Annotated in this window: 2 protein-coding genes; both read left to right on the top strand. The window is 69.0% G+C overall.

The features are described 5' to 3' along the window. The first annotated feature begins 1 nt into the window (after position 1). Positions 2-11,572 carry a tetratricopeptide repeat protein gene (locus tag WME90_RS15215; protein WP_437281833.1) on the top strand — a complete coding sequence of 3,857 codons (11,571 nt, stop codon included), beginning with the start codon at positions 2-4 and terminating at the stop codon, positions 11,570-11,572. Positions 11,573-11,761: 189 nt separating this feature from the next. Then, positions 11,762-13,390: a protein kinase domain-containing protein gene (locus WME90_RS15220; protein ID WP_437283616.1), complete on the top strand. Its 1,629-nt coding sequence runs from the start codon at positions 11,762-11,764 to the stop codon at positions 13,388-13,390.

A 13,390-nucleotide genomic window follows, 5' to 3' on the forward strand; every position in this document is an offset into this window, starting at 1 on the left:
AATGGATCTTGCGCAGCGTCTCAATCATCTCGAGTCGGTTCATGACTGGCAAGGGCTCGTCGAGGAGCTCGAGAAGGGGATTGCGGCCGAAGGGGACGCGATCCGGAAGGCGGCATATCACCTGAAGCTCGGGCGGCTGCTCGAGGAGAAGTTCCTTCAGCCAGTCAAGGCGCTGAAGCACTTCCAGGACGCCTACAAGCTGAATCCAGCGCTCCTCGAGGCGCTGGAGTCGGCTCGTTCCATCTACTGGGACCTCGGCAAGACCAACATGGTCCAGAAGCTCCTGGAGCTCGAGCTGAGGAACGCCCCCGAGGGGACCGCGGCCGCCGAGCTGCGCGTGGAGCTCGGCGACGTGCTCTGCGACGCGGGCGATTTCGAGCGGGCGACGGAGATGTACGCGAAGGGGCTCGCCGCGTCCGGCGGGACGAGCGAGGAGGCGCGGGCCTGTCTCGGCGACATGCAGGTCGATCAGTCGTCGTGGGCCGCGCACATGGCAGAGCTCGTCGATGCCGCTGACGCGGCCGCGAGCGCCGGCGAGCGCAAGCGGCTGCTGCTCCGCGCGGCGCGCCTCGCGAAGCGCTTCGATCGCGGTCAACTCGAGGACCTGCTCCGGAGGGCGTACGAGACGGCGCCCTCCGACAAGCAGGCCGCGGCGATGTTCGAGGGGCTCCTCACCGAGGAGGAGCGGCCGCAGGCGATCGTGGAGACGCAGCGCCGCATCCTCGACGCGCGCGCCGGCGTGGCGCGCGGCGAGGCGGCGTTCAAGTTCGGCGTCCGGTGGGCCACGCGGCACCAGAACGTCGAGCTCGGCTCGAAGCTCCTGGAGGAATCGCTCCGGTTCGACCCCTCGAACGAGGCGGCGTTCGCCTACCTGCGCGAGCTCTGGGGGACGAAGGAGGGCAACTGGGAGCGCGTCGCGTCGCTGGCGGAGAGCGCTGCCAACCAGAACGGCAGCTCCCCGTTCCTGATCGCGCAGGCGGGCGGCGTCGCGTGGCGCCAGCTCGGCAATCTCATCCGGGCCAGGGCCTGGTTCGAGAAGCTCACGGCGGTCGCCCCGACGCACCCGAGCGTGAGCGCGTTCGAAGCGCAGATCGGCGAGCGCCTCACGGCCGCGCCGGCCGCGCCTGCAGCCGTCGCCGCTGCGCCGGCCGCGCCTGCGCCCGCCGCTGCGCCTGTCGCCGTCGCGCCGGCGGCGCCTGCGCCGATCCTGGCGCCGGCGGACGCCACGCCGCTTCCCACGAGCGCGCCGGCGCCCGTCAGCGCGCAGGCCCCGCTGAGCACGCCGGCCCCGGTGAGCACGCCGGCCCCGGTGAGCGCGCAGGCCCCCGTGAGCGCGCCGGCGCCCGTGAGCGCGCAGGCCCCCGTGAGCGGCAGGGCGAGCGCGCCCGCGAGCGCTCCGGTGGACGCCCCGCCGGTGGACGAGCGCGACGCGCGGTCCTCGGTGGCCGACATCGAGCCTCCGCCGCCCGCGCGGGCTCCCGCCGAGAGCAGGCCCGCCGATTCGGAGGTCGGACGGCGTCCGACGGCGCCGCCGCCCCCGGCCGCGGAGATGGCGGGCCGCGTCGAGGAGCTCAAGGCCAAGGCCCAGAAGCAGGAGCAGGCCAAGCGCTACAACGAGTACGTCAAGACGCTGATCGAGATCGCCGAGGCGGTGTCGGATCCTGCCGAGAAGATCGACAATTTCGCGAAGGCGGCGGAGCTCTATTCGGGCAAGTTCTCGAACGCGGCCGAGGCGGTGAAGTGCTACGAGGCGATCCTCGCGATCGACGGCGAGCACGCGCAGGCGATCGATTTCCTCCGCCAGAGCTACGAGAAGCGGCGCGACTGGGAGAAGCTCATCGGGCTGCTCCGCCGCGAGGCCGCGGCGCTCCCGGAGGGCGGCGATCGCGCCGCGAAGTACCTCGAGATCGCGAAGCTCGCGTCGGAGCGGGTGAAGAAGGTCGACTTCTGCATCGAGCTCTGGGACGAGGTCCTCGCGAACGACCCCGAGAACCCCGAGGCGCTGAACGCGCTGGCTGGGCTCTACGAGAAGAACAAGGACTACCAGGCGTTCGCCAGGGTGCTGCAGAAGCAGGTCGACACGACCTTCGACAGCACCCAGAAGCTCGCGCTCCTCAGCAAGCTCGCGCAGCTCTACGGCGAGCGCCTCAAGGACGACGAGGCGGCCGTCAAGGCCTGGCAGGAGGTGATCGCGCTGAACCCCCAGGACCGCAAGGCCCAGGAGGCGCTCAAGAAGGCGTACCTCCAGCTCCAGCGCTGGGACGATCTCGAGGTGTTCTACGCCGAGAGCGGCAAGTGGGACGAGTTCATCCGCGTCCTCGAGTCGCAGGAGGCCAAGGAGACCGACGACGCGGCCAAGATCAGCCTGCTCGTGAAGATCGCCGACCTCTGGATGGTCCAGAAGCAGAAGGCGGATCGCGCGGCGCGCGCCTACGAGAAGGTGCTCTCGATCGACGGCTCGCACCTCGCCGCGGCCGAGGCGCTGATCCCGATCTACACGCAGGCGAACAACCCGAAGGGGCTCGCCGGCGCCATCGAGGTGAAGCTCTCGCACGACCAGGACGACGCCTCAAAGCTCGACCTCTACCGGCAGGTCGCGGCGCTTTACGAGACGCGCCTCAAGGAGCCGCAGCGGGCGTTCGAGCGTTACCTCTCGGCCTTCCAGATCGCCCCGCAGGACGAGCAGTGCATCGACGACGTCGAGCGCGCCGCGCGGTCGACCGAGGGGTGGGACGCCCTGATCCAGGCCTACTCGTCGGCGATCTCGCGCGCCGAGGGCGAGGGGGACATCGCGCTCGGCGTCGATCTCCGGCTCCGGCTCGGGCGGGTGCTGCTCGATGAGGTGAAGCGCATCGACGAGGCGCTCTCGCAGTTCCGCGCCGTGTACGAGGCGGACGGCGAGAACCAGGCCGCGATCGGCGCGCTGGAGCGGCTCTACCGGGAGACGGGCCGGTTCGGCGATCTGCTCGGCATCTACGAGAAGAAGCTCGGTATCGTCACCGAGCCCGAGGAGCGCAAGCAGATCCTCTATGCGATCGCGGAGCTCTACGAAGGGGAGCTCCGCGACGCGGCGCAGGCGATCGGGACCTACCGTCAGGTGCTCGACGACGAGGCGACGGACCCGCAGGCGCTCGCGGCGCTCGACAAGCTCTACCGCGAGCAGCAGGACTGGGAGTCCTACGTCGACGTGCTCCGCAAGCGGATCGACTCTCCGCTCGACGAGCAGGCGCTCATCGACCTCAAGTTCCGGCTCGGGAGCACCCTCGAGAAGCACCTGAACGATGCGGCCGGAGCGCTCGAGAACTACAAGGAAATCCTGATCCTCGATCCGGGCAACGACGCGGCGCGCCTCGCGCTCGAGGCGCTGCTCTCGAACGAGTCGCTGCGGGCCGAGGCGGCGGCCATCCTGCAGGAGATCTACGAGGGGCGCGGCGACTGGGAGAAGCTGATCCAGGCGCTCGAGATCCTCGCCGCGGCCGAGGGCGACACGGCGACGCGCGTCGCGCTGCTCCGGAAGGTGGCGCGGACGGCGGCCGAGAGCCTCAGCGACCTGGGCCGCGCGTTCGACGCGCAGTCGCGGGCGCTCAAGGACGACCCGTCGCACGCCGAGACGCGGGCGGAGCTCGAGTCGCTCGCCGCGCAGGCGGGCGCGTGGGACAGGCTCGACGTCATCTTCAGCGAGATCGCCGATTCGCTGAGCGACGCCCGGCTGAGCCGCGAGTACTGGATGCGCCTCGCGAGCATCCACGAGCGGCTCGGCAAGGTCGAGGAGGCGGCGAACGGCTACCTCCGCGTGCTCTCGATCGATCCCGCCGACTCGGAGGCGCTCGAGGCGATGGACGCGCTCTACCGGCGCACCGAGCGCTGGGGCGATCTCATCGGCGTCTACCGGCGCCGCATCGAGCTCGTGCATGAGCCGACCGAGCGCGAGGGCCTCTACGCGCAGATGGCCGAGGTCTACGAGCAGCGGCTCGGGCAGCCGGAGGAGGCGATCGCCGCCTACCGCGAGGTCCTCTCCATCGACAACACGAGCCACGTCGCGCTGGCGGCGCTCGACGGGCTCTTCAGCCGCCAGGGCATGTGGGAAGAGCTGGCCGACAACCTCGAGGCGCAGCTCGGCATCGCGGTCGAGGAGGAGGCGCAGATCCGGCTGATGCTCCGGCTCGCCGCGCTCCGGGAGTCGCGGATGCGGCTCGTCGACTCGGCGATCGACATCTACCGGCAGGTGCTCGAGCGCGAGCCCACGAACGTCGAGGCGCTCGGGGCGCTCGAGCGCCTCGGGAAGATCGCCGAGCACGAGGTCGCGATCGCGGAGATCCTCGAGCCGCTGTACCGCCAGTCGGGCGACTACCAGAAGCTCATCGGGGTGCACGAGGTGCAGGTGCGCCGCAGCGACGACGTGACCCGTCGCGTCGAGCTGCTCCACCAGATCGCGGTCCTCTACGAGGACGCGGGCGGCGACCTCAGCTCGGCCTTCGACACCTACGCGCGGGCGCTGAGCCAGGATCCGGCCTCGGAGTCGACGCAGGAGGGGCTCGACCGGCTCGCGCGCGCGACCGGCCGCTTCGCGGACCTGGCGCGCGTGTTCGAGACGCTGGCGGCCCAGCAGACCGACGCGGAGCTCGCGAGCTCGCTCTACACGATGAGCGCGCGGATCTACGAGGGAGACCTCGGCGACATGGACAGCGCCGTCGGGCACTACCGGCGCGTGCTCGAGACCGACCCGCGCAACCTGCACGCGGCCGAGTCGCTCGAGCGGCTGTTCAGGACCGCGGAGCGCTACAACGAGCTGTCGCAGATCCTCCAGCAGAAGGCGGACATCCTCGACGACCTGAGCGAGAAGAAGCTCGCCCTCTTCCAGGCCGCGAGCATCGAGGAGGAGGTGCTCGAGCGCCACGATCAGGCCATCGCGGTCTACGGCAAGGTGCTCGAGCTCGACGCCGAGGATCTCCGGGCGATCGACGCGCTGACCAAGCTCTACCTCAGCCTCTCGCGCTGGCAGGAGCTGCTCTCGGTCTACGCGAAGAAGGCCGATCTCGTCCTCGATTCGAACGAGAAGAAGCGCATCTACTACCAGATCGGCGCGGTGTACGAGCGCGAGCTCGGCAACGTCGCGAGCGCGATCGACACGTACCAGCGCGTGCTCGAGATCGATCCCGACGATCTCCAGGCGCTCGGCCGGCTCGACGTCCTCTACCAGACGTCGCAGAACTGGCTCGAGCTGCTCAGCGTGCTCCAGCACGAGGCCGAGATCACGGCGGATCCGGCCGAGGGTATCAGCTACCAGTACCGGATCGCCGAGCTCTACGAGAAGCACCTCGACGACGTGTCGAGGGCGATCGAGCTCTACCGCGACCTCCTGCAGCAGATGCCCGATCACGAGCCGACGCTGCGCGCGCTCGAGCAGATCAAGGACGGCAGCCGCGATCCGCTCGGCGCCGCGCTGGTGCTCGAGCCGATCTACGACGCGTCCGGCGAGTGGCAGAAGCTGATCAGCGTGCTCGAGGTGCGGGTCCGGGTGGCCGAGGACCCGTACGAGAAGGTCGATCTGCTCCACCGCGTCGCGCGCCTCTCGGAGGAGATGCTGAGCGACCACGTCACCGCGTTCGAGACGTACGCGCGGGCGGTGACGTGCGACATCGGCAACGAGGAGTCGCTCTCGAACCTGGAGCGGCTCGCGATGATGGTGAACCGCTGGCCGCAGGTCGCCGCGCTGTATGACACAGAGCTCGGCCGGCTCGGCGAGGAGCCGGCGCGCTTCGTCGAGCTCGGGCTCCGGCTCGCGCAGATCTTCGAGACGCAGCTCGACGACATCGACAGCGCCGTCGCGCGCTACCGGCGCGTGCTCGAGGTCGAGCCGGAGAACCAGCCGGCGATCGCGTCGCTCGATCGCCTGTTCACCGCGACCGAGCGGTGGGGCGATCTCGTCAGCATCCTCTCGCGCGAGTCCGAGATCGCGCAGTCGCCGGACGAGATCCTCGAGTTCAAGTACCGGCTCGGCGTGGTCTATCAAACGCGGCTCAACGACCTGCCGGCGGCCATCGCGGCGTACCGCGAGGTGCTCACGGCGGCCCCCGAGCACTCGCCCACGCTCGAGGCGCTCGAGGGCCTGTTCGCGGCCGGGATCAAGCAGATCGAGATCGGCGCCATCCTGGAGCCGCTCTACCAGGCCGCGGCGGAGTGGGAGAAGCTCGGCGGGGTGCTCGAGGCGGAGCTCACCCACCTCACCCAGGCGCAGGACCGGCAGGCGATGTACTACCGGCTGGGCGAGCTCCAGGAGGAGCGCCTCATCTCGCCGGACGGCGCCCTCGCGGTCTTCATGCGGGCGCTGAAGGAGTATCCGGGCGACGAGAAGACGATCGAGGAGGTCGAGCGGCTCGCCGGCTCGGTCGACGGCGGCTGGGAGATGCTCGCCAACGCGTACGCCGACGTGCTGGGCATCCACAGCGACAAGGACGTGCAGACCGGCATCGGCAAGCGGCTGGCCCGGGTCTTCGAGACCGACCTCAGCGACGTCGCCAAGGCCGAGGAGACGTACCGGTACGTGCTCGGCATCGAGCCGCTCGAGGCCGAGGCGCTCTCGAACCTCGACCGGATCTACACGCAGCTCGAGCAGTACCCGGAGCTCGCGAGCGTCCTCGAGCAGCGCGTGCGCGCGACCGAGGATCGCCCGGAGCTCGTCGACCTCTACCTCCGGCTCGGGCAGACGTACGAGGAGCGGCTCGGCCAGCTCGACGACGCCATCCGCGCGTTCCGGCGCATCTTCGACGAGCTCGAGACGACGAACGAGCAGGCGATCAGCGCCCTCGAGCGCATCTACACGACCAAGGGGGCCTGGACCCAGCTGAAGGTCGTGCTGGAGCGTGAGCTCGAGAACGCGATGGGCGACAGCCAGGAGGCGGACATCCGCGCCAAGATGGCGCACCTGCTCGCCGATCGGCTGAACGACGTCCAGGGCGCGGTCGAGACGTGGAAGCGCGTCCTCGACCTCCGCGGAGAGGATCCGGAGGCGCTCGGGGCGCTCTCCAACCTCTACGAGCGGGTGGGGCAGTGGGCCGAGCTCTGCGACGTCCTCGAGCGGCACTACGACATCGCGATCGACGACGAGTCGCGCGTCGCGGTGCTGCTCCGCCGCGCCAAGCTGTTCCACGAGCAGCTCGGCCGCGACGACTCCTCGCTCGACGACTACCAGCGCGTCCTCGACATCGACTACGCGAACCTGGAGGCGCTCTACGCCATCGCGGCGATCTGGCGGCTGCGCAACGAGCCCGAGCAGATCGTGAGCTCGCTCCACCAGACGGTGGACCGGGCGCGGGACGTGCTGCCGGCCGAGAACGTGATCGCGCTGTACCGCGAGCTCGGCACGACCTACCAGCACGTCCTCGGGCAGGCGTACGACGCCATCGACGCCTGGAGGAAGCTGCTCGAGGTCGACCCGAAGGACTTCGAGGCGATGGCCGCCCTGGAGAACCTGCTCCGCGCCGAGGGGCGCTGGGTCGAGGTGATCGACGTGAAGATGGGCCGGGCGGCCGCCTACGAGTCGCCGGCGGACAAGGTGCGCGAGTACCTCGAGGTGGCGCAGATCTGGGAGCACCAGGTCGAGGAGAAGGACCGGGGCACGCTCGCCTACGAGAAGGTCCTCGAGCTCGACTCGACGCACGACCAGGCCTTCGCGGCGCTCGAGGAGCTCCACGACGCGGCCCGGCGGAGCGAGCCGCTCATCGAGCTCTACCTCGCGCGGCTCGACTCGCGCGAGGAGGTCTCGGAGAAGACCGACATCCTCCGCAAGGTGGCCCGGGTCTTCGAGGAGCAGCTCGAGGACAAGCCGCAGGCCTTCGACGCCCTGCTCACGGCGTTCGAGATGGACTTCTCCGACATGGAGACGGTCCGCTACCTCGAGCGCATGGCGCAGGCGACGAACCGCTGGCCCGAGCTCGTGCAGACGGTGAACGGGTGGCTGCAGCAGCAGACGGCGCCGCTCCAGAAGATCACGCTCTGCCTGCGCCTCGCCAAGTGGTACGCGGAGGACCTCGGCCACCCCGAGTACGCCCAGCCGTACTACCAGCAGATCCTCGCGCACGACCCGAACAACGTCGCGGTGCTGCGCCAGATGGCGAACTTCTTCAAGAAGACCGGCCAGTGGCAGCAGCAGGGGCAGATGCTGACGAGCGCCCTCAACGTCGCGGTGACCGACGTCGATCGGAAGGAGGTCCTGACCGAGCTCGGCGAGGTCCTCGAGAAGCACATGGGCGAGGTCGAGCAGGGGCTCAGCTTCTACCGGCGCGCTCTGGACGTGGATCCGCTGCACCTCCCGGCCCTCGAGGCGCTGGAGCGGATCTACTCGGATCGCGATCAATCGAACGATCTCGTCGACGTCCTGCTCCGCAAGGCGCGGGCCGTGAGCGAGGCCGACGTCGTCGCGGCCGTGAAGCTGCGCACCGCCGGCCTCTACGAGTCCAAGCTCGGGCTGATCGAGAAGGCCGGCGCGGTCTACCGCGAGGTGCTGGACATCGACGCCTCGAACCTCCTCGCGATGCGGGGGCTCGAGCGCGTCTACACGACCACGCACCAGTGGCCGGACCTCGTGCGGGTCCTCGAGATGCAGCTCGACGTGGTCACCACGGAGCGCGAGCGCATCGACGTGCTGATGAAGATCGCGACCCTCCAGGAGGAGCAGTTCCTGAAGCCCGATCTGTCGGCCGCGCGGCTCGAGCAGGTGGTCGAGATCGATCCGACCCACGAGCCCGCGCTCGAGGCCCTGGAGCGCTGCTACCGCCGGCTCCGCCAGTGGCACGACCTCATCAACACGTACGATCGCCACATCAACGCGGCGGAGGATCGGCAGAAGAAGATCGAGCTCTGGTCCCAGACGGCCAAGGTCTACGCCGAGGAGATCGAGGACCTGGACCGCGCGATCGACGCGTACCTGAACATCGTCGACATCCAGGACACGCACATCCCGGCCCTGGAGGCGCTGGCGAAGCTCTACGAGAAGCAGGACAACACGGCGAAGGCGATCGAGTACATGACGCGCGTCGCCGACCTGACGGCCGACGGCAAGCAGCGCGTCGAGATGTACTTCCGGATCGGCAGGCAGCTCGACGAGAAGCTCGGCGAGCGGGTCCAGGCCCAGGAGCGCTTCGAGATGGCGCTCGATCTCGATCCGTCGCACGTGCCGACGCTGGCGGCGCTGCGGGTGATCGCGATCGACGCGGCCGACTGGGATCGGGCGGCGCGCTACCTCGATCAGGAGCAGATGAACACCGACGCGCCCCGCGCCAAGGCGCGGCTGCTCGTCGAGCTCGGCAAGCTCCGCGACGACATGCTCGGCGAGCACTCGCTCGCGGTGCAGGCGTACGAGATGGCGCTCCAGAGCGATCCCGACAACGAGGACGCCGCGATGCCGCTCCTGAGCGAGTACGTCTCCACGGAGCGGTGGGCCCAGGCCGAGCCGCTCGCGGAGATGCTCGTCAGGAAGAGCGGCAAGCGCGACCGGTCAGAGCAGCACCGGCTGCAGCGGACCTTCGGCAAGGTCCTCGAGCGGATCGGCAAGGACGAGGCCGCGCTCAAGGCGTACACGGCCGCGCACAACCTCGATCTGACCGACCAGGAGACGATCCGGGGCCTCGCGGACGTGAGCTTCAAGCTCAACGACTGGGCGAGCGCGCTGACGAACTACCAGAAGGTGCTCACCAGCCTCGACGAGGCCGAGACCGAGGAGCGCGCGACCGTCTACTACAAGCTCGGCTGCATCAAGCAGGCGCAGGGGCAGTCGAAGCAGGCGGTGAACAACTTCGAGAAGGCGCTCGGTGCCGAGCCCGCGCACCGGCCGACGCTCGAGGCGATGGTCGCCGTCTATGACGGGCTCAAGGACTGGAAGCAGGTCTGCCACTACAAGCGGCTGATCCTCGACAACATCATGGACGGCCTCGAGCGGTTCAAGATGTTGAACGACATCGGCGACATCTGGGTCGACAAGGAGAACAACATCCCGAAGGGCGTGGAGGCCCTGGAGGAGGCGCTCGACCTGGAGCCGCAGAACCACGTGCTGCTCCACAAGCTGCTCCAGCTCTACCAGCGCACGGGGCAGTGGGAGCGGATGGTGGACTGCCTCCAGCGCATCGCGGAGCTCGAGCCGCAGCCGGATCGGAAGAGCCGTTACCTCTACACGATGGCGCAGATCTACCGCGACAAGCTGGACGACCCGGCGCGCGCGGTGGAGCTGTTCAACGACACGCTGGACCTGAACCCGCACTCCCTCGAGGCCTTCGAGCGCATCAACAAGATCCTCACGGCGCAGAAGGAGTGGAAGCAGCTCGAGCGGGCGTACCGCAAGATGCTGCACCGGGTCGCCGGCAAGGGGAACACGGACCTCGAGTACAGCCTCTGGCACGCGCTCGGGCTCATCTACCGCGATCGGCTCGGCGACAGGACGGCCGCCGTCGAGACGTTCCGGATGGCGTCGCGGCTCAAGCCCGAGGACGCGACGGAGCACCTGATCCTCGCGGAGCTCTACGAGCAGTCGGAGCAGTTCGATCAGGCGACCGCCGAGTTCCAGGCGATGGTCAAGATCGATCCGATGAAGATCGACCCGTACAAGCGGCTCTACCGCCTGTACGTGGACAGCAAGCGCTACGACCAGGCCTGGTGCGTCGCGGCGGCGCTGTCGTTCCTCCGCAAGGCCGATCCCGACGAGCAGCAGTACTTCGAGGACTACCGCCCGCAGGGGCTCATCCAGGCGAAGAGCCGGCTCGACAACGAGCAGTGGATCAGGAACCTGTTCCACGAGGAGGAGAACCTCTACGTCGGCAAGATCTTCGAGATGATCGCGATGGCCGCGCTCAGGGCGAAGATCGAGACGCTCAAGCAGCGCCGGGAGCTGCCGGTCCTCGATCAGCGCTTCCTGCAGGATCCGGCGACCTCGACGGTGACGTTCGCCCGGACCTTCGGGTGGGCGGCCAACGTCCTCGGCCTGGCGGCGCCGCGGCTCTACGTGCGCAGCGACGTGCCCGGCGCGCTCGTCGCGGTGGCGAACGAGCAGCCGGCGTCCGTCGCGGGACAGACCGTGCTGACCGGGTTCTCGCCGCAGGAGCTCACGTTCATCGTCGGCAAGCACCTCGCGATGTACCGCGGCGAGCACTACATCAAGACGCTGTTCCCGACGGTCACCGAGCTGACGGTGCTCCTCTTCGCCGGGATCAAGCTCGTCGCGCCCGACACGCCGGTGCCGCAGGACATCGAGAAGCAGATCACGGCCACCGCGCAGACGCTCCGCGGGTTCATGCAGCCGGTGCAGCTCGAGGGGCTCCGCATGGTGGTCAAGAAGTTCCTTGCGGAGGGCGCGAAGGCCAACATCAAGCGGTGGGTCCAGTGCGTCGACATCACCGCGGCGCGCACCGGCCTGCTCCTCTCGGGCGATCTCGAGATCGCGAAGAAGATCATCGCCGCCGAGCCGCAGCAGCCCGGGGATCTCCCGCCCCAGGACAGGCTCAAGGAGCTGATCGTCTTCTCGACAAGCGATCAGTATTTCGCGCTGCGTCAGGCGCTCGGGATCGCCATCGGCGAGGGGTGATCGCGCGCGGTAGCGGGGCCTAAGTAGCGGAATTCACCTCATTAACCGGAGCACCCGGGGCACTCGGGGGGGCACGCGCCCGCCCGTCGCCCCGGGTCTCCGCGGTGCCGGCTGGATGCACAAGTCCATGAGTCTGCTTGACGAGTCAGCAATCCTTACGAACGATCGGGTGCTGTGACTTCGTCATCGATGATCGTCCGGCTCCCCGTGCAGTCCGCGAGAGGCTTCGGGAGATACAGGCTGATCGCAAAGCTTGGGCAGGGAGGGATGGCCGAGGTCTTCCTCGCTGCGCATCGCGGCCCGCTCGGGTTCGAGAAGCTGGTCGTGATCAAGCGGCTCAAGCCGGGGATCGCGACCGAGCCCGAGGTCAACGCGATGTTCCTCGACGAGGCGAGGCTCGCCGCGCGGCTGAACCACCCGAACGTCGTGCAGACGTACGAGTGCGGTCAGATCGACGACCAGTACTACATCGTGATGGAGTACCTGGAGGGGCACTCGCTCGATCGAATCTGCAGGAAGATCGACCCGTCGCGTCACCGCGCGGTCTACCTGGCGATCCTCGCCGACGCGCTCGCTGGGCTGCACTACGCGCACGACCTCATGGATTTCAACGGTCAGCCGCTCCATGTGGTCCACCGCGACATCAGCCCGCACAACATCTTCGTCACGTATGACGGGCAGGCGAAGGTCGTCGACTTCGGCATAGCGAAGTGGGCGACGCGCGACGCGGACACCAGCACCGGCGTCGTGAAAGGGAAGATCCGGTACATGGCGCCGGAGCAGGCCCTCGCGACGATGGTCGACCGCCGCGCGGACATCTTCTCGATGGGCCTCATCTTCTGGGAGCTCGTCGTGGGCGAGCGCTTCTGGGGAGATCTCTCCGACGTGCAGATCCTCCAGCGGCTCACGTTCGGCGAGATCCCGAAGCTGCGCGAGCGGTGGCCCGCGGCGCCCGACGCGCTCGAGCGGATCTGCTCGCGCGCGCTCGCGATGGCGCCGGAGGACCGGTACGCGACGGCGGCCCAGATGCGCGAGGACGTCGAGGCGTACCTCGCGACGATGGGTCGGCGCCCCTCCTCGGCCGAGATCGGTCGCATCATCGGGGAGACGTTCGCGCACCGCCGCGCCGAGGTCAGGTCCGCGATCAGCGACCAGCTGGGGCGGCTCCACGCCGGCGCGGCCGAGGGCGGGGAGGAGTTCGAGGTCCTGCCGGTGCTCGAGGAGCGCGGCGCCGTGCCGTGGTCTCAGCGCATGCCGCTGTCGCAGATGTCGCAGCAGTTCTCCGCCCCGGTGGGGGACCAGATGCTGGGCGACGACGCGTCGCGCGAGGACAGCATCTCCAACCGCCAGACGATCCCCACGATCATGGTCGCCAACGCCAGGTCGACCCGGCGCAAGGCGCTCTGGAGCGCAGGGATCGCCGCGCTCTCGGTGCTGCTGATCGGCGGCGCGTGGGCGGTCCTCACGCTCCGTCCGGATACGACGGAGGTAGATGTTCAGCCGAACCCCACGACGGAGCCCGCGCCGGCTCCTCCTCCGACCTACGCGCCTCCGATCGCCAACCTCGTCGAGCTCCGGATCATCGCCACGCCGCTCGACGCGAAGATTTACCTCGACGACGTCGAGCTCCCCAGCAACCCGTTCTTCGCGAGGTTCAGCCGGGATGGCACCGGGCACCGCATCCGGGTCACGGCCGACGGGTACACCCCGGAGGCCCGCTTCGTGGTGTTCACGCGCGACGAGGTGCTGACCATCAACCTCCGCCCGGTGCAGTCGACGCCCCCCAAGGCGGGCGGCGCCGCCGCGCCCCGGAAGTGA

It is taken from the genome of Sorangium sp. So ce375 (assembly GCF_051473855.1).
GTDB lineage: Bacteria > Myxococcota_A > Polyangia > Polyangiales > Polyangiaceae > Sorangium.

Bases quoted from the DNA above. Each gene is read 5' to 3' on its own strand.
- WME90_RS15215 (WP_437281833.1), top strand. From the start codon at position 2: ATGGATCTTGCGCAGCGTCTCAATCATCTCGAGTCGGTTCATGACTGG.
- WME90_RS15220 (WP_437283616.1), top strand. From the start codon at position 11,762: ATGATCGTCCGGCTCCCCGTGCAGTCCGCGAGAGGCTTCGGGAGATAC.